The following is a 23546-nucleotide window of genomic DNA, read 5'->3' on the forward strand; positions in this document are numbered from 1 at the left end:
CAGCCCCCCAGAGGTGGGGGGTTTTGGGTGAGGGAAAACTCAGTTAATCACCAAGGGACTAAACCTGATAATTAATCAACATTAGCCCATTCAGTATGGAAAAACTGACCCCTGGGTTTATCGATACGCTCATAAGTATGAGCGCCAAAATAGTCTCGTTGTGCTTGAGTTAAATTTTGAGGTAAACTCACGCGGCGATAACTATCAAAATAATCCAAAGAAGCACTAAAAGCCGGCACAGGAATACCCATAGTATTTGCAGTTACGAGAACTTCTCGCCAAGCCGACTGACGGTCAAGAATAGTGTGCTTAAACTCCGGCGCAAGTAGCAAATTAGGCAATTGAGGATTTTGGTCATAAGCCTGCTTAATTTTATTCAAAAATCCCGCCCGAATAATGCAGCCTCCCTTCCAAATGCGGGCAATTTCGCCCAAATTCAGATTATAATTAAACTCCTGAGAAGCCTTACCCATAAGCGCCATACCCTGAGCATAAGAGCAGATTTTGGAGCAGTATAAAGCATCACGAACTTTATTGATGAAAGAGGTAACATCACCATCAAAATTAGCACTAGGTCCCGGCAATTCCTGAGAAGCTGCCACCCGTTCATCCTTATAGGAAGAAATAATCCGGCTATTAACAGCAGCAGTAATGGTAGGAATAGAAACGCCCAACTCCAAAGCACTAACGACAGTCCAGCGTCCGGTTCCTTTTTGTCCAGCCGAGTCCAAAACCAAGTCAACGAGAGGCTTGCCGGTTTCGGGGTCTTTTTGCTTAAAAATATCGGCGGTAATTTCAATCAGAAAAGAGTTTAACTCATCGGTAGTGTTCCACTCAGCAAAGACCTCATAAAGCTGTTGTTCATTCAAGCCAATGACATTACGCAGGAGGTCATAGGCTTCTGCAATAAGCTGCATATCGCCATATTCAATGCCATTGTGAACCATTTTGACATAGTGACCCGCGCCGCCAGCGCCAATATAAGTGACACAGGGGCCATCATCAACTTGAGCGGCAATTTTAGTTAAAATAGGTTCAAGGGCTTGATAGGAATTCTGAGTTCCTCCGGGCATTAAACTAGGGCCCCATAGCGCGCCTTCCTCGCCGCCGCTGACACCCATACCCATAAACCCTAAACCAGTAGCTTCGAGTTCCTTGGTGCGCCTCTCAGTGTCCTCATAGAGAGAATTTCCCCCATCGATAATCATATCATCGTGATCGAGGAGGGGTTTCAATTGGTTAATGACGGCATCGACAGGTTTACCCGCCTTGACCATGACGAGGATACGGCGGGGACGTTCGAGGGACGCGACAAATTCTTCGAGGGTGTAGGCGGGTTTGACATTTTTGCCGGGGGCCCGTTTTTGCATAAACTCATCAGTTTTGGCACTGGTGCGGTTGTAAACGGCGACAGGAAAGCCATTGCGTTCAACATTCAGGGCTAGGTTTTCACCCATGACCGCTAGACCAATGACACCAAATTTTTGCTCTGACATAAACTTCCGTATAATGGTTGGCTGATCTGTACTTTAGACTGTATCGTTAATTTTTATAGCAGACGAAGGCGATCGCTTTTTTTTAAAACTCTGGTGCTAATTCTCCCAGCGACTGCACAGACAAGAATGCAACCCGGGGAGTTATATGGACTTTCAGCAGTGGGACATAATTTAAGGCGGCGATAGTTAGGTATTGTCTAGTTAAAAACTCTGTGAATGAAAAAAGGGCGACTTGTAGCCGCCCCAAAAACCAACGAGAATCAAGTTATTTACCGAGATTCAAACCGGCATTTTCTTGACTGTACTCTTCCATTTCAATAGGTACAGAGCGCACATTCCAGATTTCATTACAATACTCTCGAATAGTGCGATCGCTCGAAAACTTAGCCATCCGCAGAGCATTCAAAATAGACATCCGAGTCCACTTATCCTGATCACTGTAAGTTTTAGCGACCTGTTTCTGGCAGTCCACATAAGCCTGATAATCAGCAAAAAGCATATACTGATCATGGTACATGAGAGAATCAAGCAAAGGCTTAAATAACTCTTTATCGCCGTGGGAGAAATAGCCATCAGCAATGCGATCGATTACCGCTTTCAGGGACGGATTACTGCTATAATAATCCCAGGGATTATAACCCTTAGCCTTAGTATCAGCAACTTCCTGTGCAGTCAAACCAAACAGGAAGAAATTTTCCGCCCCAGCTTCTTCGCGGATTTCAATATTAGCACCATCCAAGGTGCCAATAGTCATCGCCCCATTCATAGCAAACTTCATGTTTCCGGTTCCAGAGGCTTCTTTTCCAGCGGTAGAAACTTGTTCTGACAAATCCGCCGCCGGATAGATACGCTGACCCAAAGAAACATTAAAATTGTTGAGGAAAACTACCTTTAAGCGACCTCGAACATCAGGATCATGGTTAATGATATCAGCCACCGAATTAGTTAGCTTGATAATCAACTTCGCCATAAAATAACCAGGGGCAGCCTTACCACCAAAGATAAAAGTACAGGGTACAATATGCTGGTCAGGATTCTGCTTAATCCGATTATACAGGCTGATAATATGCAGCACATTCAAATGCTGACGCTTGTACTCATGAATCCGTTTTACCTGGATATCAAACATCGAATGGGGGTCAACTTCGATGCCATTATGTTCCCAGATATATTGTGCTAACTGTCGCTTATTGTGTAGCTTAACTTCTCGCCACTGCTGACAGAAATCTGGGTCATCAACATATTTTTCCAACTGCTTTAGTTGACTAAGGTCTTTTAACCAACCCTCACCGATTTTGGAGTTGTAAAGTTCAGCCAGTTTAGGATTACACATCAAAATCCAGCGTCGGGGAGTGACACCATTAGTCTTATTAATGAACTTTCCTGGCCACAACTTATAGAAATCCCGGAGAGTGTCTTGTTTCAGGAGTTCGGTATGTAGTGCGGCCACGCCATTAACAGCATGACTACCGACACAAGCCAAATTCGCCATACGGACATATTTTTCCCCGGACTCATCAATCAGAGAAAGACGACTGATCAAATTATCATCACCAGGATACCAACGTTTAACGTCTTCCAAGAAGCGGCGATTAATTTCATAAATAATCTCCAGGTGGCGGGGAAGCAGATATTCAAACAAACCCACAGACCATTTTTCCAAGGCTTCTGGGAGTAAAGTATGGTTGGTATAGGAGAAGGTTTTTTGAGTAACCCGCCAAGCGGTATTCCAATCCATCTCATGTTCATCCATTAACAATCGCATCATTTCAGCGATCGCTACTGCCGGGTGAGTATCATTAAGTTGGATAGCGGCGGTATCATGAAGATTATGTAAGCTAGGATGTCGCAGTAGGTGAGTGCGGATAATATCCTGTAGGGAACAAGAAACAAAGAAAAACTGTTGTTCTAGTCGCAATTGCTTACCTTGGGGGGTGTTATCATTGGGATATAACACCTTAGAGATAGTTTCCGATCGCATTTTTTCAGCGACCGCCCCATCATAGTTGCCAGCATTAAAGGCATCAAAATTGAAATCATCAGAAGCCTCAGCCCGCCACAGACGCAGGGGATTAACGGTATTAGTATCATAACCGGGAACGGGAGTATCATAGGGAATCCCTACTACTCGGTTAGCGGGAATCCAGCGAACCTTATACTCGCCTTTTTCATTATGGTACATTTCCGTATGGCCGCCTAATTTGACCTCAACGGCTTGGTCAGGGTGGGCAATTTCCCAAGGATTACCAAAGCGCAACCATTTATCAGGGACTTCTGCTTGCCATCCATCGCGGATCGCCTGGGTAAAAATCCCAAATTCGTAGCGAATACCATAACCCACGGCCGGAATTTCCAGGGTAGCCAAGGAATCGACGAAGCAAGCGGCTAACCGTCCCAAACCCCCATTACCCAAGCCGGGGTCGGGTTCATGTTCGAGAATTTCATCCAAATCTAACCCAGACTCTTCGACGGCTTGACGTACCCGATCATAAAGATGCAGGTTAATCAGGCTATTACCCATGTGGCGACCCATGAGAAACTCAGCGGAGAGGTAGTAAACTACCTTAACATCTTTCTCCATGTAAGTTTTCATGGTCTTTAGCCAACGATTCAGGAGGCGATCGCGCAAAGTGTAAGCCAAAGCCATATAAAAGTCATCCTGAGTAGCCAGGGACTCATACTTACCTTGAAGATAAAACAGGTTATCTGCAAAAGCCCGTTTTAGAGTTTCCACATTAGTACCTGTGCGATCGTCCTCAATCTGAATCGGACATTGATCGATAGGGATAAGAGGCTGCGTCATAAATTCTCCTTTTCCTGTCTCTCTTGTTGACATACCTCCTCGTCCTGAAGGAGCGAGGATTCCTTGACGCTTCACAGCAATGTGCTACCGAAGTAGTCTTACCCTCGCTCTGCGTCCGTTTAGAGTCTCCCAATGCCCTATGGCGACTATGTTTGATTTTACTGAAGCCCAAAGCTGGTTGTCTTCAGGGATGTAGATTAAGTATGGATCAACTCGGCAATAATTCATAGTCATAACCAAAAACCTTCTGGAAACCCCCCAGACAGCCCCAGACATCCCCCAAAGTTAATCAATCCACCATCGGAACCCTTGAGTGGACAGTCCCATCCATCACACTATCTGGAAACCCTGACAAACTATTCCCAACTATTATAGATTGCCGATTCCCCCGACCCACCGCTATAGTTAGCAGTATATCTGATCCGCCAAATTATGAGTACAATTCCCAAAATCGAATATCTCAAAGTTAGAAATTACCGCGCCTTACAAAATCTCGAATTAAAAAAAATTACTCCCCTCACCGTATTTTTAGGTCCTAACGGCAGTGGCAAATCCACAATTTTTGATGTGTTTGCCTTTCTATCTGAATGCTTCACAGAAAGCCTCAGCAAAGCCTGGGATAGACGGGGTAGATTTCGAGAACTCCGCACCCGAGATAGTCAAGGCTGCATTGTGATTGAATTAAAATATCGAGAAACCTCCGCCTCTCCTTTAATTACCTATCATCTCGCCATCAATGAAGAAAATAATCGCCCTTTGATTGCCGAAGAATGGCTGCATTGGCGACGAGGAGGACAAGGTAAACCCTTCCGTTTTTTGGACTTTAAAAAGGGGGAAGGACAAGTCATTAGTGGGGAAATGCCAGACGAACAAGACGAAAGAATCACGGAACAACTTGACTCACCGGAATTATTAGCAGTTAATACCTTGGGACAATTTGCCAAACATCCCCGGGTTAGTGCTTTAAGGCGGTTCATTACCGGATGGTATTTATCCTATTTAACCGCCGACAATACCCGCAGCATTCCCGAAGCGGGAACCCAAGAAAGATTATCCGCCACCGGGAATAATTTACCTAATGTTATCCAATATTTAAAAGAACAACATCCCCAACGTTTAGAGGCAATCTTAAAAACTTTATCTTCCCGAATTCCTCGCTTAGAAAAAGTGGCAGCATCAATTATGCCAGATGGTCGTTTGTTATTACAAATAAAAGACGCTCCTTTTTCTAATCCAATTCTCGCCAAATTTGCTTCGGACGGCACTTTAAAACTATTGGCATATTTAACTGTATTATATGACCCAAAACCTCCTCAATTAGTCGGCATTGAAGAACCAGAAAATCACTTACATCCGGTTTTATTGCCACAACTGGCTGAAGAATGCCGGACAGCTTCTGCTAATACTCAATTAATGGTAACTACCCATTCTCCGTTTTTTGTGAATAGTTTAAAGCCAGAAGAGTTATGGGTACTGTATCGAGATAATCAAGGTTTTACTCAAGCCAAAAGAACCGCAGATATGCAGGGAGTTAAAGAGTTTATTAATCAAGGTGCCTTACTTGGTTCTCTCTGGATGGAAGATTTTTTTGACGTGGGAAATCCTCTAATAAATCTGTGATTTTTTAACTATAGTTAATCCCCAAAATAGCCCCGGAGGTTTACATTTTTTCTGGCAAATTAGTGGATCAATAACTATCATAATATGATAATATATAAATATGGCGATAATGCGCGGCGCGGATCGCCTTTAATTAATTCCCGGAATTAGCAGATAATGAGTTGGTCAAATCAACCCCCAAAAACTTGGAATCAACGATTAGAGATTTTCATTAATCCCGCCAGTGGTAAAGGTAAATCCCTACAAATATTTGAGCAAATAAAACCCATTTTATCCAACCATAATACCGCATTTAATGTCACCTTTACCAGTTATGCTGGCGACCTCAAAAATCGCATCGAAAATATAGATTTATCCTCAATTGATGGCTTAGTAGTTGTGGGGGGAGATGGTAGCATTCATGAGGTTATTAACGGCTTAATGAACCGTCAAGACTGGGAAAAAGCCATTAAAACACCCCTGGGAATAATCCCCGGTGGCACCAGTAATGGCTTATGTAAAACTCTGCTAGAAGAAGCTGGAGAAACCTATAATGCAATCAATGCTACAATTGCCATTACCAGAGGCAATATTCAACCTCTGGATATTCTGCGGGTTCAACAAGGCGATCGCTTTTATTATAGCATTCTCTCCATAGCCTGGGGATTAATTGCTGCCGTCGATATAAAATCGGATAATCTCCGGTTTTTGGGTTCTTTAAAAACCGATATTTATGCACTATGGGAAATCTTAAAACTGCGTCATTATCGAGGCAAATTATCCCTAATTACTGCCGACTGTGAATCTCCCCTTATAATTGAGGATGATTATATACTGTTATGGGCGATGAATGTTCCTTGGGCGGCTTATAATCTTAATCCCGCACCTCACTCTCACCCCACAGATGGAAATATAGATGTCTTATTAGTGCGGCGTGGTATCTCTAAATTTAACTTAATTAAGGCTTTTTTATTGTGCAATAAAGGACAGCATCTAGCCATCCCAGGAATCGAATATTATAAGCTGCGAGGTTTTCACCTAGACCCCCAAGATGGAGAATTTTTAGCCCTAGACGGGGAACCTATTTCCTCAGCCCCAATTCAAGTTGAAGTCCTACCCAATTTGGCGCGTGTCTTTCATCCTTAAATACCTAGCTATCTGGGAGTTGGTATCTGAGTCCGATTGACTTTTGTCAACTCCTGTGATACTTAGTTTGTCATAAACCAACATTTAGCAACCATCAAAATATGTCAGATACTGTCTACGAAAAATCCTCAGAAATTCCCGAAAATCAAATAGTTTCCCCTCAATCTCCCCTAGACAAAATCCTGCAATTTTTTACCATCAAAATCGCCCAAGCCTTGATTAATGTATCTTGGATAACCCCCAATGGCATCACCTGGACTTCTTTACTAATTGGCGGATTCTTAGCCAGTTTTTTAATCCTAAAAAATTACTATCTTTGGGCAGTGTTAGCCATAGTAATTAGTGGGTTACTAGATTGTTTAGATGGAGACCTAGCTCGGTCTAGAGGTATCGCTTCCGATACCGGAAACTTACTCGATAGTGTCTTAGATCGCTATGTAGATTTTTTGATAATATCAGCCCTAATTTTAGGGAACCCTAGGGATAACTTAGTAGTGGGATTAATAGCACTGTTAGGAACTACAATGGTTCCGTATATTCGCGCCAAAAGTGAATCATTAGGTCGCAGCAGTATCGCTAGTATTGGTAGCCGGGCTGTGCGGACAGTTTTGATTATTATAGGACTATTAACCGGGCAAATTTTTCCCCTACTGATAGCTTTGGCGGTAATATCTAATGTGGCAGCTATACATAGATTTGCTCACGCCCTGAACCCAGGGAACGAATAAACCCAACAACTCGAGTCGGGGTGAGTCTCCCAAATGGGTGGATTTATCGATTTATGGCGATCGCCTTTAGTTGTAGAATGAATCAGGATTTCCACAATTGATAGCCCTGACTTAGGCTTTCTGGGTGCGTAACTACAATCTATCTATCTTGACTAGATCGGATGTTGACTTGATCAATAACAAACTACTGAACAGCCCATGGCATCTTCCCGAAAGTACCCACTCACAGCGATTCTGACTGGTATTATAATTAATCTCTCCGCCTGGTTTCCTGGACTGGTGAAAGCCGAAACAATTTTAGGAGTAGTACGTTCCCCATTACCAACAGCAGACTGGAATAGTGTAGAAAGCCGACTACAAAGCAGTCGCATCAACTATCAAACCATTGATATAGATAATCTCAATAGCGCCGAAGCATTACAGGGGCTGCGAGTATTATTCCTTCCCAATGTGGAAGTAATGACCACAGACCAAATTCGTATATTAGAACAATGGGTACAACAGGGCGGGCGGCTAATAGCCAGTGGGACAGTGGGGAACCGTTCAACTCCCTTAGCCCGTGAAAGACTAAGAACCCTAATCGGGTCTTATTGGGCTTTTCCCCTGAGTAACCCAGCCGCGCCGATTACTCAAAGCGATCGCTGTCAAGATCAGATTTGTCGTAATATAACAAACTGGGCCCCCACAGTAAACACCAGTGGAACCGTAGCAGGTGGCGTATTAATTCCCGCCACCCAAGCAAGCTACACCGCCGGAGTTTGGCAGGGTAGTAGCGCTTCCGCCGCCGCCATTGCGACCACCCAGGCTATTTATTTAGGATGGTATTGGGGACGCGGAGAGTCACCAGAAGTAGATACAGCTTGGTTACAGGCTGCTATTAATCGTGACAGCGCCGCCACCCCTCCCCCACAATCCTCTGTAGCCCGGCAAAATACCACCATACAAACCCCCCCACCACGGTCAAATACAGGGACATCAACAACTATTCAAACCCCCCCTCAGCGGTCAAATACAGGGACATCAACAACTATTCAGACCCCCCCACCAGCTAATCGAGTTAGTAACCCCAACCTAGCCTCAGTCAACCCCCGTCCTTCTCTGCTGCAATTATTTACCGACCCCTCGGAACAATCAGCCCCAGCCGGGTTAGAGGTCAAACCAGGTAACGATCCCATTGATAACACTACCGCTATTTTGATGAGGGAGGAATTAGAGAGTCTGTTGGGTAGGTTTGAAAATGCTGTTATAGCTTCGGCTTCTGGTAGTACCCCCATTAACTTGCAGATAGCTTCGGCTGAACCGAAAAATCCAGTGACTACAATTGCTAGTGTCACCACATCTATACCATCAACAAGACAAAATGCGATCGCCCAAGCCCAACAAGCCATTAAACAGTTTCCCGAATTGGTAGCCGCCCAAAATTGGGTAGCAGCCAGAAGATTATGGTTAGATGCGCGTCAAAAATTGTGGGAAAATTACCCCACCGACGGAGAGCGATCGGGCGCAGAAATTCGGGCCGTTTGGCTAGATCGTGGTACAATCGTCGCAGCCAGAGGAGAAGCCGGACTCGCCCAGATATTTGACCGTTTGGCAGATGCCGGAATCAATACCGTATTTTTTGAAACTCTCAACGCCGGATATACTGTCTACCCCTCCCGAGTTGCGCCCGCCCAAAATCCTTTGACCGTCGGTTGGGACCCCTTAGCCGACGCGGTAAAACTAGCAAAAGCTAGGGGTATGGAATTACACGCCTGGGTTTGGGTATTTGCGACCGCTAATCAGCGACACAATGCCGTCTTGCGACAACCTGACAGTTATCTAGGTCCTGTGTTGTCCGCTTACCCGGAATGGGCTAATTTGGATAACCAGGGTCGGACTTGGCACGAAAACGATCGCAAGGCTTACCTAGACCCAGCTAACCGGGAAGTTCGCAGTTATCTATTACGTTTGGTCGGAGAAATTGCCCACAATTATCAGGTTGATGGCATTCATCTCGACTATATCCGCTATCCCTTTCAGGATGCTAACCGTAATTTTAATTTTGGTTATGGTACAGCCTCCAGAACCCAGTTTCGAGATTTAACTGGAGTTGACCCCATTTCTATCACTCCCGGTGATGTCGCATTATGGCAACAGTGGACCCAATTTAGGTCTGACCAGGTGACATCTTTTGTCCGCGATGTCCGACAACTGTTAAACGCCAATTATCCGAATGTGATTCTCTCGGCGGCGGTGTTTCCACACCCGGAAACTGAACGCATTGCTCAAATTCAACAACATTGGGAAGTTTGGGCACGTCAAGGATATCTTGATTTGCTAGTCCCTATGACTTATTCCCTCGATACTAATCGCCTACAGCGCATTACTCAACCTCTCACCGGACCACAACAGTTAGGGCCTACTTTAATCGCCCCCTCCGTCAAACTTTTGGATATTCCTAATGTAGTGGCGATCGACCAAATTCAAGCCCTCAGAGATTTACCTAGTGGTGGCTATTCCATTTTTGCAGTGGAAACCATTGATAGCAACTTGCAGGGATTTTTGCGCCGCACTCAAAATAATGGCGGGAATCATAGCGCCATTATCCCCTACCGTCAGCCTCTCCAAGCTGCCAGCGATCGCTATTTAGCCCTCAAGCGAGAGTGGAGTTTTCTCCTCGCTAATGACCAACTCTGGATCAGGGAATCTCAACTAAGCAGCTTTAGAAACCAAGCAGAAGTTTTAGCACAGGCTTTGCAAAATTTGGCTGAGTCCCCCAACCCTCAAGCCTTGAGTCGCGCTCAACGAGAATTAGCTACTTTTCAATCTCAATTTAACGGTTATATGACCCTCCACGCTAGGGAAAAACCCTACCAAGTCAAAAGTTGGGAAAATCGATTGGCTAGTTTAGATATGCTGTTAAGATACGGCGCACACAGACTAAACTGATAATGTATGCGATGGATGCGATCGCGATCGGGGCCGCTTCCACTGCTAACTAAATCTGAAGGCGGGTTGATTAACTAACCCGCCCTCTGACTCTGACCACAGGATCTATGAATCCTAACCGGACAATTTTCGGTATATTTAATTTAAGCCGATTCGTGCTTGCGTCGCCAAGCCGGATGCCAGAGAACCTCTGCAGTTGACCGTTTTTCTACCATTTCCTTAGTAATCACACAACTGTTAACATCCTTGCGGGAGGGTAACTCATACATTACCTCTAACATTAACTCTTCTAAAATCCCGCGCAATGCACGAGCCCCCGTTTTACGTCGGTAGGCTTCTTTGGCGATCGCAATTAAAGCATCAGGTTCAAACTCCAAAGAAACATTATCCATTTTCAGCAGTTGTTTATACTGCTTAACCAAAGCATTATGAGGCTCAGTCAAGATTTTCACCAGCGCTTCCTCATCAAGAGGAGAAATCACAGTCAGGACTGGAACCCGACCGATAAACTCAGGAATCAGGCCAAATTTCACCAAATCTTGAGGTTCCACATTTTGGAGAACTTCCGTGGAGTCCACAGATGTTTTAACCCCCTCTTCTTCTGGCTTCACCCCCGGTTGAATAAAGCCCAAGGATTTTTTACCCATGCGTTGTTCAACCACCTTATCGAGACCCACAAAAGCTCCGCCGCAGATAAACAGAATCTTGCTCGTATCAATTTGGATAAAATCTTGATAGGGGTGCTTCCTTCCTCCCTGGGGTGGCACATTAACCACAGTTCCCTCTAATATTTTTAACAGAGCTTGTTGCACCCCTTCCCCAGAAACATCTCGCGTGATGGAAGTATTTTCACTTTTGCGGGCAATTTTATCAATTTCGTCGATATAGACAATTCCCTGCTGCGCCGCTTCGATATCGAAATCAGCTACCTGTAGCAACCGCAGTAGGATATTTTCCACATCATCCCCCACATAGCCAGCTTCTGTCAGCGTAGTAGCATCAGCCACCGCAAAGGGAACATCCAGGAGTTTAGCCAGAGATTCTGCTAGGAGAGTTTTACCACATCCAGTCGGCCCCATTAGTAGAATATTCGACTTCTGTAATTCTACCTGCTCGTCGCTATAGCCTTGGGTTTCGTCAAAGCCTTGATTGCTAATGTTTTCGGCATCTACACTAAGACGCTTGTAGTGATTGTAGACTGCCACTGATAAGACTTTTTTGGTATTGTTTTGGCCAATGACGTGCTGATCCAGGTACTGTTTGATTTCCACTGGCTTAGGAAGTTCTGTTAGGGGTGTTAGTCTCGTTGGGGAAGGAGATGGTCTAGTTTCTACACCTAGACCCGGTTGTGGTTTATTTCCAGCCCTTTCTGAAAACTCTTCTTCCAGGATTTCATTACAAAGTTCCACACACTCATCGCAGATATAGACCCCGGGGCCTGCGATTAACTTGCGAACTTGTTCCTGAGATTTGCCACAAAAAGAACACCGTAAATGGGAATCATACCTGGACATATTTAACCTTATTGTCGATAGTTTCTAGCTTTTCTGGGGGAAAAAAAATCTTTAAGTAAATCTAAAGATTCAGTCATTTCGCCCCTGTTGGGTTTTCTAGCCGTGTTTTGCTCTACCTTAAACTTAACATTTAATCATGCTAATGTGGTAGCTAATACTGTTAAAAGATGTTGCTAACTATTTGACCAGCCAACAACCAAGATCAACAGGGATGGGTTGACAGGTGGGGGTAAATTATGATATATTTCACCTACGTGATCATCTTTCATGATAACAGAGGTAAATTGAAAAAGCAACCCAAGTCCTGCTCCCAGGGTCAACTCACGCGCTGATTGATAATTAACGATCGCGTAAAACCTTTAATAGAGTCGTCATGGTGTGAGGTAGGGGTGCGATCGCTTCTATTAATTCCCCGGAAGTGGGATGCTGTAGCGTCAGTTTCCAGGCGTGGAGGGCTTGTCCGGGGAGGTTGACTCCTACGGAGCGACCTTTTCCATAGACGCGATCGCCCACGATAGGATGACCAATGCTGGCGCTGTGAACGCGAATTTGATGGGTGCGACCTGTCTCTAGTTCAAATTCTATCAAAGTATAGTTTCCCAGGCGTTCCTGGACCTGCCAGCGGGTGATAGCGCTACGTCCGCCTTGGTGTTCGGGTACAATTGCCATTTTTTTGCGATCGCTGTGGTGGCGACCTATAGGCTGGTCAATGACACCGGAGGTAGTTTTAGGGACACCATAAATGATGCCCAAATACTGGCGGCGGGCGGTTTTAGCCTGAATTTGAGCCTGTAGGTGTTGGTGGGCGTGGTCAGTTTTGGCGATCGCGATCGCTCCCGTGGTATCTTTATCTAGGCGATGAACTATGCCGGGACGCTGTACGCCGCCAATACCAGCTAAGGTTTCACAATGGGCTAATAGGGCGTTGACTAGGGTATCGTTTGCGTGTCCTGGGGCGGGATGAACTACCAAGCCAGCCGGTTTATTTATGATGAGTAGTTCTTCGTCTTCATAGAGTATATCTAGGGGGATATTAGTAGCCTTTAATTCCAAGGGAATGGCTGGGGGGATTTCCACTTGAATGCGATCGCCAATTTGAACTGTAGCCTTTTTCGACGTACAGGGGGAATTATTTACCCAAACATGACCCGACGAAATTAAGGCTTGTAAACGGGATCTAGACAACTGCTGCACCCTTTCTGATAACCACCTATCCAGGCGTTGATTTTCCCCATCTTGCTCTTCACAAATTAATTCAATAACCATAGATTTTTAAATTTTACTGTCTGTTTCCACAATAATATCCCATCTTTCTAAGGTTGTGCCTAAAATTCGGTCTAATTCAGTTAAAGAGTTGAGGTAATCAATTTGGGCATTTAATTCCGCATTTTGGGCGTTAACTAAATCATCTTGAAACCGGACTAAATCGACTACCGAAGTATTCCCCACACCTAGCCTAATCTTTTCTTCTTCGTTATTTAGTTCCTGTCTCCTCAATTCTGTCAACTCTTTAGCCAACTCTAATTTTTGATAATTATCCCGAACATCCCGCACAGCATTAGCTACATTAATATCAATTTGTTGTCTTTCTTCTTCCAAATCGTTTTGGGCTTGAATTAGACTAATGCGACGGCGTTCAAACTCTTGTTCAATAGTGCGATCGCCCAATTCTTTACTAAACACAATTCCCGCCCTTAATTCCGTTCTATCTTCCACAAGATTGGGGGAGGGGTTGTGTCGAAGTCCTGTATCAAAATCAATCTGCCATCGGCGATTATTTTCAGCTACTATTAAAGCAGTTTCTGCCTTTTCTATTTCTAGTTTTGCTTGTAAATAATCCGGTCTATTTACTAAAGCAATTTCGCGAAATTCTGGAAATTCTGGCATGGCTAGTTCATCCAAATCGATTTGGACAGCCACCGGAATAATATCCTGCTCCAAATCCAGAATATTCAATAATGCTAATTGTTGTCTTTTCAGGTTATTTTGAACATCTAAAAGGCTAATTTCATTATTTTTAACTCCTCGTTGGGCGGGGATTAAGTCAATAGCCGGAAGACGACCTACATTGATTAAAAACTGAGTGTTTTCTACTTGTTGTTGAGAGGAAGCCAAGGACTGCGCTTGAATTTTGACCCTTTCCTGGGCTTGGATTAAATTTCTATAGGCTAAAATCGCCTGGGTGATTTGGTCAATCAAAGTATTTTTGAGGTTTAAAATATTAATCGCTTCATCAAGGCGAGCAATTTTAATCGAGGCGCGATTTACTTCCATCCCACCATCTCTTAAAAGGGGTTGTCGGAAGGATAATTCTAAATTCTGTCTTAATCTATTTTCCGCATTAAAGCTGCTTCCTTGTCTCTCGCCGCGACCTGTCCAGCCCATATTTAACTCTCCCCCTGTGGGAATTTTGATAACCATTTGGGCTCCTAAAACTAAGCCTGATGTCATAGAAATACTTTGTCCCCCCTGTTGAATATCTTGCCATTCAATTGATAAATTGGGGGTAAACTCTGGGGAAAATTTATCTTCGGCTACTTGTAAATCTCGACGCTGTATAATTCGTTGTAGGTACTGATTTTTAATGTTTCTATTATTAGCCAGGGTCAGAAATACCACATCTTGTATAGTTAATTGGACACCATTCTCTTGATTTTCTGGGATAAACTGGCGAATTTCTGGGGAGGGTGTACTTTCATTTTGAGGGGAATTAATGACGGGTTGAGATTGACTAAATTGGGGGAAAATTTCTATGCCATTTAACCAATTATCTAGGGTATTATTGACACTATATTCTGCTGATTGGGGGAGAGTTGCGGCAATGGCTGGTTCAGGTTGGGGGTTAGCGATCGCCTTTTGATTGCTATCTCTTTCTGAGGAAGATTCTGGGGAGATAATCTCTGAATTAGGCACATTTGGCGAGGGTTCAGCTTCTACTTTTAACGGAGATAACCGGGCTATATTTCCCAGAATTCGGGGAAGTTTAAACCGAGTTTTTTCTGTGGTATTATTTTCTGGGTTGATGGTGGAATGCGGTGAAGTTTCGGGAAGGTCGGGAGGGGTGATTGATGGCGTGTTACGGGAGGCGTTAGCTTGGGGAACTGGAGGAGTTTCTAAGCTGATAGCTAAGGTAATACATAAACCTGATGTGGCGATCGCAATTAGTAAAAATCTCAGCCACCAAAAGCGATCGCTCATTGTTGTGAATGGTTCGGGATTTTTAGCCATAATTACTGTCCCTTTAATGCTTTCACTGGGTCTAGTTTACTGGCGCGGAGGGCGGGAAAGAACGCCGCCCCTACCCCCACTAATACGGACGAACTCAGGGCGATTATAGCAGTTTCGTGGTCAAATTCGTATGGTAAGTTAAACTGTTCTGTAACTACTATAGTCGCACCGTGAACAGTGGCGATCGCTATAGTTCCACCCATTAAGCTCAAAATCGCCGCCTCTACAATAAACTGTAGCATAACATCGAGTTGTGTAGCTCCAATAGCTCGTCTTAATCCAATTTCGGGGGTACGTTCAATCACAGAAGCAATCGTAACATTAGCAATTCCCACCCCTCCTACAATTAAGGATATTGCACCTACAACTAGCAACGCTTGGGAAACTGATTCGAGGGTTTTCTGTTGTTCTAAAATATCGTTAATATTTTGCCAACCTCGATATTCTTGGGTGGGAACTCGTTGTTTTAAAAGAGCGATCGCTTGCTGTTCTATTTGGTCAATTTCTTCTAGGTTTTTTACCCCTACAGTGATATTATGTAAATGACGCGCTCCCGTCGCCGCCGCATCTAATGGTAGAGGTATCAGCAATAACCCCTGTTGACCTGACCGTGATGATATTTCTCTAGTTTCAGCAACTCCCACTATAGTATAAGGTCGATTTTGAATATACACTGATTGGTTAATCGGGTCAAGATTTCCAAATAGTTCAATTGCCAAAATTTCATCAACGATAATCACGGGTCGATATTGCAAAAAGTCAGTTTCATTAAAAAAACGACCTTTGACCATGCGGCGACCGGAGGTTATTTGGTATTCCAAAGAAACAGCTAATTTTGATTCTGGATTAATACTGCGATCTTGAAATAAAACCGAATTAATCCACCAAGCACTTCGTTGACCAGCAATGGCGGTTACACCCGTTAATCGACTCTGTAAAAACTCTAAATCACTAAGGTTCAAGCCCTGAAATTCAACCCCCCTTCTCCAGGCTGGAGACAATCTAATTACTGGGGCTTCTCTAGCTGCAATTTGTTTAGCAATTACTGATTCCGAAATATTCCGAACTTGTAGAGTCGCCGTCACTGCTGCTACTCCCATAAATACCCCCACCGCTGACAGAGTAGACCGGAGAGGATTACCCATTAATGACTGACAACTTAAACCGAATAAATTTAATAGAGATAAACTCATGAATTGATTGGATGATTAACTGTGGTATAATTTGGCATAAACGATAAATTTATTGAGGCTCATATATAACCAATTTACCTGGTTCTAAGTTGTGGTTTATGGGAGGAGAAATAACTAAATCTCCTGAATTTAAACCCGAGGTAATTTCTACTTGTAGTAATCCTTCGAGTCCGAGGGTGACAGGCTGCTTTTGGGCGGTATTATTATCATCTAACACCCACACATAGCGAGAGTTTCTCTCTCTTTGGATTAATTCTGTATTGAGAACCACAACATTTTCTCGTTGATTTAAGACAATTTCTACACTAACTGGACTTCCGGGAATTAAACGTCCGGTGGGTCTATCTAATTTAACAGTAGCAAAAACTGAGGCTTGTCCTGAACCTGAGTCTTGATTTCCTTCCGACTGTCGGGTGGCGAGATCAACCTGGTCTACTCGTCCTGTAAATACTTCAGGATTAGGCCCTATTTCGGTAACACGGACTAATTGATTTTGTCTAACTTGAACGGCGTTAAGGGTTGATAATTGCAGTCTAACGATTTCCTGATTAGGGTCGCCTAATGTGATTAAATCGTGACCACGATTGAGTCCATCTCCCTCTCTAACGTTGATATTCAGTACCACTCCATTAATAGGAGATGTAATCACAAAATTTTGTAATTTAAGTGCTTCCTCTTGATATTCTATTTGCAGGCGTTCTAGTTCACTGAGGCTTTGTCTCAAGGTGCTTTGCGCCTGTCTTAGCCTAATCTCAGACTCTACCACTGGGGAAGTGTTAACTGTAGTAGAAACGGTGATTAATTCGGCTTTAGCTGATGCTAATTCCATCAAGGTAGTATTGAGGTCATGTTTGGCGTTTCTTAATGCGGTGGTTTGCTGACGTACACTTTCTTCTCCCCGTTCAATTTCTTGTTGTGCAACAAATCCTCTTTCTAGGAGTTCTCGGCTGCTGGCTAATTCCTCCTCAGCCGCTGCTAATTCTATCTCAGCTTCTTCGACTTTTTCGCGATGGCGATTAACCTGAGATTCAAGTCTCTGAATTTTTAAATCTTGTACGGTTTTTTGGGAGGCTAATTCTTGCTGATATTGTGCTTGGTCAATTTGTAACTGACGTTGGGAGGCGGTTAGTTGTTCTTGGGCTTCGGCTACTTCTTGGCGATGGCGTTCTACAGTGATTTCCTGTTTTTGGATTTCTAGCTGTTTCTTTTGTAAAATGGTTTGTTGGTTGGGGTTGCGTAAAGTCATAAGTTGTTGACCTTGGGTGACACGATCGCCTACTTGTACTAAAATGTTTTCAACCGCACCATCTTCAGGAGATTTAATGCTACGCTGTCCGCCTAGTTCTAAAATTCCGCCTTCATTAATGCGATCTTCGACATCTCCGAGTTGGACAGGAATTACCTCGGCGGAAATGGGTGCTGGTGGTCGATTTTGGATAAGGTCATAACCCAAAACTCCACCCACTCCGACGACAGCGAATAGGGCGGAACCCATGATCCATTTGAGACCCCGCTGATAGGCTTGTTTGGCAGGATAATCTACAATAGACACAGTATCAAAGTTGCTGTTTGAGCTAACCTATAGTAGTTGGCAATCGCTTTTGAGGTGTTTTCCAGCTTGATCGATGGCAGCAATAGCTCATCGATGGTACTAATTACGATATGATAGCAAACTAACACTGTCTGCCCTAAAGAAAACCGGGTAATGCCGCTAACATACTGTATATGGCAGTTAATATAGCTGTTAGGAGTCCCCTCGCGTCAAGTTAAGTTGTCCACCAGGAGTAGTCTGAGGGGACTACTTGATCAGTTGTTAAGGTTCCTACCTGCTTTTTTTTGTGATTTTGTTCAACGGGGTCAATATGTACAAGAACTTGGATAATGTTCCGCCCATGACCAGCGAAGATATCCCCGAAGCGATTCGAGATACTCCCAAGTCTGATAATAGTAACCTGGGTAAGTCTAAGCGATCGCCAAAATTTTGGCAGTGGTTAGCCCTGGCTATAGCAGCCTTTGGGGTGGCGATCGCCCTCAACTACCAATTTGGGATTTTTGTGGTAGATCGCACCTCTATCAACCTCTCAGCATCAGAAACAACTGATGCTATGCAACCGCCACCAACAACTAACCCACTACCCACACCATCGGTTATCCCTAACCAAGTGTCCCAACTACCAGTTAATCTTCTGGGACATCTTCCCTATGAGGAAGCGCCCGAGAGTGAACTGAAAAATATTACCGCTGATGGTGTAATCAGGTTACGTCGCGCCGCCGCTTATGCCTTTTTGGAAATGACTGATGCAGCCAGAAGAAGCGGCATTATTTTGGTTCCGATATCTGGGTTTCGGGGTTTGGAAGATCAGGAATTTTTGTTTTTTGACATCAAAGCCCAAAGGGGACAAGTTCCCAGTCAACGCGCCCAAGTAAGCGCCCCTCCTGGCTACAGTGAACATCACACCGGCTATGCTATTGATGTGGCTGATGCTAATTTTCCCGATACGGATCTCAGAGAGACTTTTGATCAAACTCCGGCTTTTAAATGGCTACTGGATAATGCGGCTTTCTATAGTTTTGAGCTATCATTTCCGAAAGATAACCCCCTGGGGGTGAGTTATGAACCCTGGCACTGGCGTTATGTGGGCGATCGCCATAGTTTAGAAACCTTCTATAAAGCGCGGTCTATAGATGTAGCGTCTCCCTCTGACCTAGTGAACGGTGACAATTGATAATAAGTGATAAATGCGGGATACTTCTTTAAATCTGATTGCGATTACTATCTTTACCCTGACTTTAACTACCCTGGTAGCGCCTCTGTTGGAGATATCGGCGGCGGTTCCAGCCGGGATGGTTTTTGTATTATTGGGATTGGCTACTCTGGATACTTTTAGCCTACAGGGTCAAGGATCGACTATTTTAGTGGATTGGTTGGCGGGGGCTTCTGGTTCTCGGCGCGATCGCATTGTCCACCACGAAGCTGGTCACTTTTTGATGGCTTATTTGTTAGGTGTTCCGGTGGAAGGATATGCACTGACGGCTTGGGAAGCCTTTAGACAAGGACAAAAAGCCCAAGGAGGAGTCCGCTTTAATGATGTCGAGTTGATGGAACAACTTAACCATGGGGTGATTTCTTCAGAGGCGATCGATAAATACTGTAAGGTGTGGATGGCGGGTATCGCTGCCGAAATTTTGGTTTATGATCAGGCTCTCGGGGGAGTTTCCGATCGCCAGAATATTAGGCGGTTATGGACTCAATTAAGGCGCTCACCTCAAGATGCTCAAATTAAGGAACGCTGGGCTATCTTACAGGCTCAAACTTTGCTCAAACAAAACTGGTGTACCTATGAAGCCTTGGCGGCGGCTATGGCTGAGGGTGCTTCTGTGGCTGAGTGTTATGGGTTAATTGGCGATCGCAAAGCCAGTTAATCCAAATATCCTCAAAATATCCTCAAATAGTGATTTCATTGACCAAACGCTTAGTGAAAAACGCGATAAATTAGATGTCAAAAGTCAATGGACACCCCTTGCTGTTTTCATAAACAGGTAAGGATAAGGATGTGGAGTGGGACAGGCTGATGACCTTTGAGGATATCTATCGATTTTTTCAAGACCCGCCGCCGATTTATCTAAATCGGGAGTTAGCGGTGTGCTATGTCTTATCGGTGTTTTTGGGTGAAGACTCCTATGGAACTGAGTTGATTAAACGCTTAGAGCAAGAATATAGGATCTATCGTCTGTCAGATACAGTTCTCTATAGCGCTTTGAAGTTTTTGGAACGGGAGGGAACTATTAGCGGATACTGGAAAAAGGTTGACGGTCGAGGAAGACCCCGCCGAATGTACCAAGTTTTACCCGAGTGTCGTCCCCTAGCCAAAGAACTGGCTCAACTGTGGTATGACTACACCAATAGCCGTAAAATAGTCTAGTGTAGTGTCCGCTAGTCGTTCCCGAAATTTATGACCATTCCTGTTATTCCATCGACTTTTTTTCTGACCCTGTTATTGGCTGTCGGTCTGTTTTTCTTTATCAAGGCTTCGGTTAAGGAGCGAACTGAGCAGCAAACTATCTGTGTCCCCGAAGACGCGGACACTCTCTTAGACCAAATTCAGAATTATTTTCACTCGCGAGCCTACCGTGCGATCGCTATTGATCGCCAGGAAAATTCGATCACCTATGAAGGCTTAGTCCGCCCTAGCTGGTTCATGGCCATTTTCCTCACCCTGTTAACCGCTGTTGGTAGCCTGTGTTTGGGTTTGGTGTTGTCAATGGCTATCCCCGCTTCTGGCTATGGTTTTCTCGCCCTGGTGCTGTTGTCTCCTCTGGCTGGCTTTTTTTATTGGCAAAAGGCCAAGCGACCAGAGCAGGTGTTCCTACAACTGGAAGCCGTCAGAAGTTCTGAGAGCAGAACCGAGAGTCTGATTCGGGTTACAGCCCATAGAGATGAACTGGCTACCTTAAAACAAGCTCTCGCTTCTAAGCAATCAGAGAACATTTAAGGCTAATAGCAACCCGATCTAACTTTTGGCATTAATTCCCCTAGCACGACCAGTAATTGGCCGCCTAGCTTCTCCCCCTCTCCCCAAGCCAACGGGGACGCTCCCCAATTCAGGAACGATTAAATCAGAGAGGGTTCTCATACTTAGTCCTCGGCATACTCCTCCCGTTAACTTCTGGTATAACGGGAGACTCCTGCCGACATTAAGTTAATCTGATGACAAACCAATGTCTGGTTAATCTCCCTGTTCGGAACAGTTTGATCTCCCCAAATATGGCGGAATCCTGACACAAAAAATGATGTTGTCAGTTACAACATCCACAACTAAACTCTTGCCGTTGTCGTCACCAGGTTATTGTTTTTTTCAGCAATATGCTTTAGGCTGGGGAACAAAAAATGGTTTTCTTCGACATACTGAGCACCAAATAGACCTTTTTCCGCCCAAAAATAGCGATCGGTCGTGTGTTCGTTTCTTTTGACCAGTAGCAAAGCCGGAGGAATTATGCCCTCAGAGTGAATATACTTGCGGGCGGCAGTTACCGGTTTATCTTCGCCACTGGAAATGCTATATTGAGGCACGCATTCAAGAATGCGCCGTCCCTCTTGTCTGCGACGGCTCTTGCGCTTACGTCTTCTAGCCAATTTCTTTACCTCCTCTTTGAGCAGATGGGTGTAAATCTAGCTACCAAATACGAGTGAATTATATACCTTATGGCCAGAAATTTCAATAGATTTTAATACATTGATACAAATAAAAAATAATCACCCGGTTTTTTGGAACTCAAGGGATTATCCCTAGATGGTTTGACCCCCAAGTTGAGTTTCTCATGGTCCCATCACTCTCAAAAGGCAAAAGTGGACAGCCGTGGCCTGTGAATTCCAGACTACTATATAATCGGGATAGCGCCTTTGAGATCAAGTTTGATGGTTTGTGGGTCGGGTTAGTCTACCATACCACGGGGTAAATTAGTTCTGATTAAATTAATTGTTAATAAACCTTGCTCATGGCTACCAGTCCGGAATTTATCACCCTTTGTCAAGCTCAAGTTTCCCTAATCACGGGTTTGGGAGCGTCTTTAAGTGTGGTATATCTGGCGGAAGATTGGGCGGCGGGTCAGCCAGGAAAACTGATCCCGATCGCCGCTTATCCTGAAATACCTCGGTCATGGTCTGATGATCAAGTTCTGATCCAACTACCCCAGTCGGATTTTACCTGGTCTGTTAAACCTAGTCTCCTCCCCAGTGTAGCCCCCCAATCAGAAACTATTGCCAGGACAGAGACAGAAGAAGTGGAATCAGTACCAGATCCATCCCCAGAGTCGGACTGGGAAGATGGGGAGTCACATCAAAAACAAGTCCTCCCCCTAATTCACGATCGCATGGTGATGGGTTTTTTGGTGACAGGTCGCGATGACCGACCCTGGAATTCCCAAGAACAGCGACAACTTAGGGCGATCGCTCATACTCTTACTACTGCCTGTATTTTGGATCGACGTTCTCAATGGCTACAACAGGAAGTTAGACAGCAATATCAGCTACAGAGCCAAGAATACCAAACTCTACAGGGGTTATTGCATCAGCTAAAAAGTCCCCTGACTGCTTTGCGGACTTTTGGGAAACTGTTACTTAAACGCCTCAGCCCTGATGACCGTAACTATAAACTGGCTGATAATATCCTCAGCCAAAGCGATCGCATGGAGGAACTACTCCAACAGGTCGATCTCACTGCGGAAAGAGGAGAAAATCTCCTCAGTCTCCCCTTTTCCTCCATTGAAGATAGCCAAACAGCCACAGTAGAATATGTAAACACTAGCCCCGAACCTCCGACACCAGTGGCTAAGTCCCCGGTTTTGCTACCTGCTACTGATATTATTGAACCGATTAAGGTTCAGGAGATTATTAACCCCCTATGGACGGCCACTTGTGCGATCGCTGATGAACGACAACTTATATGTATTGCGGAAATTCCCCCACAAGTCCCTACAGTCAGAGGAAATGCTAAGGCCCTGCGGGAGGTGATGAGCAATCTTTTGGATAATGCACTTAAATATACTCCCCCCGGCGGCGAGATTTATCTGAAAGTTGCCCAGAATTATGCGATCAACCATTGGCCTGATCCGGGTGTGGGTATTGCTATCAGTGACACGGGACCAGGAATTCCGCCTGGCGATCGCGATCGTCTATTTGAAAGAGGATATCGGGGTATTCAAGCTCAAGGAAATATTCCTGGTACTGGCCTGGGTTTGGCGATCGTCCAAGATTTACTCCAGCCAATGCAAGGAGAAATTCAGGTCTATTCTCCCTGTCTTCCTCAATGGCTACCCCAGGGAGTCACTCCCAAAACTGAAGCAGGAACAACTTTTATTATCGGCTTACCCGTCACTTTCGGTCGCTCTCCTGTTTCATAGCCACACATGAT

17 protein-coding genes are annotated in these 23546 nt (G+C 44.6%); 9 read left to right on the forward strand and 8 right to left on the reverse strand.

Going from position 1 to position 23546, the window contains the following annotated elements; translation table 11 throughout:
• Window positions 1-71: 71 nt before the first annotated feature.
• Both gnd and N39L_RS16800 read right to left on the reverse strand, forming a co-directional pair.
• The gene (gene gnd, locus N39L_RS16795; protein ID WP_006619367.1) at window positions 72-1496 is read right to left on the reverse strand and encodes a decarboxylating NADP(+)-dependent phosphogluconate dehydrogenase; all 1425 of its coding nucleotides are present in this window, start codon (window positions 1494-1496) and stop codon (window positions 72-74) included.
• Between the two features lie 265 nt (window positions 1497-1761).
• Window positions 1762-4299 (reverse strand): glycogen/starch/alpha-glucan phosphorylase, encoded by a 2538-nt coding sequence (locus N39L_RS16800; protein ID WP_006619366.1) that lies wholly within the window; start codon window positions 4297-4299, stop codon window positions 1762-1764.
• A 432-nt stretch (window positions 4300-4731) separates the two neighbouring features.
• On the opposite strand from N39L_RS16800, the gene N39L_RS16805 reads away from it, so the two are divergent.
• The 4 genes from N39L_RS16805 (at window position 4732) to N39L_RS16820 (ending at window position 10700) form a co-directional block, all read left to right on the forward strand.
• A complete protein-coding gene (locus tag N39L_RS16805) occupies window positions 4732-5919 on the forward strand; it encodes an AAA family ATPase (RefSeq protein WP_006619365.1) in 1188 nt (395 codons plus the stop codon).
• A gap of 156 nt (window positions 5920-6075) precedes the next feature.
• Window positions 6076-7044 (forward strand): diacylglycerol kinase family protein, encoded by a 969-nt coding sequence (locus N39L_RS16810; protein WP_014275799.1) that lies wholly within the window; start codon window positions 6076-6078, stop codon window positions 7042-7044.
• 101 nt (window positions 7045-7145) lie between these two features.
• Entirely contained in the window at window positions 7146-7772 is a 627-nt protein-coding gene (locus N39L_RS16815) for a CDP-alcohol phosphatidyltransferase family protein (protein WP_006619363.1), read from the forward strand.
• A 198-nt stretch (window positions 7773-7970) separates the two neighbouring features.
• Complete coding sequence (locus N39L_RS16820; protein WP_014275800.1) at window positions 7971-10700, forward strand: glycoside hydrolase family 10-like protein; 2730 nt, start codon at window positions 7971-7973, stop codon at window positions 10698-10700.
• A gap of 143 nt (window positions 10701-10843) precedes the next feature.
• Here N39L_RS16820 and clpX read toward each other — a convergent pair whose 3' ends face one another.
• From clpX to N39L_RS16845, 5 genes are all read right to left on the reverse strand, one after another.
• The gene (gene clpX / locus N39L_RS16825; RefSeq protein WP_006619361.1) at window positions 10844-12214 is read right to left on the reverse strand and encodes an ATP-dependent protease ATP-binding subunit ClpX; all 1371 of its coding nucleotides are present in this window, start codon (window positions 12212-12214) and stop codon (window positions 10844-10846) included.
• A gap of 339 nt (window positions 12215-12553) precedes the next feature.
• Window positions 12554-13480, reverse strand: a complete 927-nt coding sequence (locus N39L_RS16830) for an RluA family pseudouridine synthase (protein ID WP_006619360.1) — start codon at window positions 13478-13480, stop codon at window positions 12554-12556.
• A gap of 6 nt (window positions 13481-13486) precedes the next feature.
• Window positions 13487-15442 (reverse strand): TolC family protein, encoded by a 1956-nt coding sequence (locus N39L_RS16835; protein WP_006619359.1) that lies wholly within the window; start codon window positions 15440-15442, stop codon window positions 13487-13489.
• A 2-nt stretch (window positions 15443-15444) separates the two neighbouring features.
• A complete protein-coding gene (locus tag N39L_RS16840) occupies window positions 15445-16635 on the reverse strand; it encodes an ABC transporter permease (RefSeq protein WP_006619358.1) in 1191 nt (396 codons plus the stop codon).
• A 49-nt stretch (window positions 16636-16684) separates the two neighbouring features.
• On the reverse strand, window positions 16685-18187 hold the full coding sequence (locus N39L_RS16845) for an efflux RND transporter periplasmic adaptor subunit (protein WP_006619357.1): 1503 nt from the start codon (window positions 18185-18187) through the stop codon (window positions 16685-16687).
• Between the two features lie 340 nt (window positions 18188-18527).
• On the opposite strand from N39L_RS16845, the gene N39L_RS16850 reads away from it, so the two are divergent.
• The 4 genes from N39L_RS16850 to N39L_RS16865 all read left to right on the forward strand — a co-directional run bounded on the left by N39L_RS16850 (window position 18528) and on the right by N39L_RS16865 (window position 21128).
• Window positions 18528-19361, forward strand: a complete 834-nt coding sequence (locus N39L_RS16850; protein WP_006619356.1) for a M15 family metallopeptidase — start codon at window positions 18528-18530, stop codon at window positions 19359-19361.
• Between the two features lie 13 nt (window positions 19362-19374).
• Entirely contained in the window at window positions 19375-20058 is a 684-nt protein-coding gene (locus N39L_RS16855) for a hypothetical protein (protein ID WP_006619355.1), read from the forward strand.
• A gap of 149 nt (window positions 20059-20207) precedes the next feature.
• On the forward strand, window positions 20208-20558 hold the full coding sequence (locus N39L_RS16860) for a PadR family transcriptional regulator (RefSeq protein ID WP_006619354.1): 351 nt from the start codon (window positions 20208-20210) through the stop codon (window positions 20556-20558).
• 30 nt (window positions 20559-20588) lie between these two features.
• A complete protein-coding gene (locus N39L_RS16865) occupies window positions 20589-21128 on the forward strand; it encodes a cofactor assembly of complex C subunit B (RefSeq protein WP_006619353.1) in 540 nt (179 codons plus the stop codon).
• Between the two features lie 323 nt (window positions 21129-21451).
• Here N39L_RS16865 and N39L_RS16870 read toward each other — a convergent pair whose 3' ends face one another.
• Entirely contained in the window at window positions 21452-21769 is a 318-nt protein-coding gene (locus tag N39L_RS16870; RefSeq protein WP_006669290.1) for a DUF3155 domain-containing protein, read from the reverse strand.
• 362 nt (window positions 21770-22131) lie between these two features.
• Here N39L_RS16870 and N39L_RS16875 point away from each other — a divergent pair, with 362 nt between their 5' ends.
• Window positions 22132-23535, forward strand: a complete 1404-nt coding sequence (locus N39L_RS16875; protein ID WP_006619351.1) for a sensor histidine kinase — start codon at window positions 22132-22134, stop codon at window positions 23533-23535.
• The last annotated feature ends 11 nt before the right edge of the window (window positions 23536-23546 follow it).

Origin of the sequence: Limnospira platensis NIES-39 (assembly GCF_026000695.1) — a bacterium.
Lineage (GTDB): Bacteria > Cyanobacteriota > Cyanobacteriia > Cyanobacteriales > Microcoleaceae > Limnospira > Limnospira platensis.

Excerpts from the sequence above, each read along its gene's own strand:
- N39L_RS16875 (WP_006619351.1), top strand. The coding sequence starts at position 22,132 with ATGGCTACCAGTCCGGAATTTATCACCCTTTGTCAAGCTCAAGTTTCC.
- N39L_RS16840 (WP_006619358.1), bottom strand. The coding sequence starts at position 16,635 with ATGAGTTTATCTCTATTAAATTTATTCGGTTTAAGTTGTCAGTCATTA.
- N39L_RS16860 (WP_006619354.1), top strand. The coding sequence starts at position 20,208 with ATGACCTTTGAGGATATCTATCGATTTTTTCAAGACCCGCCGCCGATT.
- N39L_RS16855 (WP_006619355.1), top strand. The coding sequence starts at position 19,375 with ATGCGGGATACTTCTTTAAATCTGATTGCGATTACTATCTTTACCCTG.
- N39L_RS16815 (WP_006619363.1), top strand. The coding sequence starts at position 7,146 with ATGTCAGATACTGTCTACGAAAAATCCTCAGAAATTCCCGAAAATCAA.
- N39L_RS16805 (WP_006619365.1), top strand. The coding sequence starts at position 4,732 with ATGAGTACAATTCCCAAAATCGAATATCTCAAAGTTAGAAATTACCGC.
- N39L_RS16865 (WP_006619353.1), top strand. The coding sequence starts at position 20,589 with ATGACCATTCCTGTTATTCCATCGACTTTTTTTCTGACCCTGTTATTG.
- N39L_RS16800 (WP_006619366.1), bottom strand. The coding sequence starts at position 4,299 with ATGACGCAGCCTCTTATCCCTATCGATCAATGTCCGATTCAGATTGAG.
- gnd (WP_006619367.1), bottom strand. The coding sequence starts at position 1,496 with ATGTCAGAGCAAAAATTTGGTGTCATTGGTCTAGCGGTCATGGGTGAA.
- N39L_RS16850 (WP_006619356.1), top strand. The coding sequence starts at position 18,528 with ATGACCAGCGAAGATATCCCCGAAGCGATTCGAGATACTCCCAAGTCT.
- N39L_RS16820 (WP_014275800.1), top strand. The coding sequence starts at position 7,971 with ATGGCATCTTCCCGAAAGTACCCACTCACAGCGATTCTGACTGGTATT.
- N39L_RS16835 (WP_006619359.1), bottom strand. The coding sequence starts at position 15,442 with ATGGCTAAAAATCCCGAACCATTCACAACAATGAGCGATCGCTTTTGG.
- N39L_RS16830 (WP_006619360.1), bottom strand. The coding sequence starts at position 13,480 with ATGGTTATTGAATTAATTTGTGAAGAGCAAGATGGGGAAAATCAACGC.
- N39L_RS16810 (WP_014275799.1), top strand. The coding sequence starts at position 6,076 with ATGAGTTGGTCAAATCAACCCCCAAAAACTTGGAATCAACGATTAGAG.
- clpX (WP_006619361.1), bottom strand. The coding sequence starts at position 12,214 with ATGTCCAGGTATGATTCCCATTTACGGTGTTCTTTTTGTGGCAAATCT.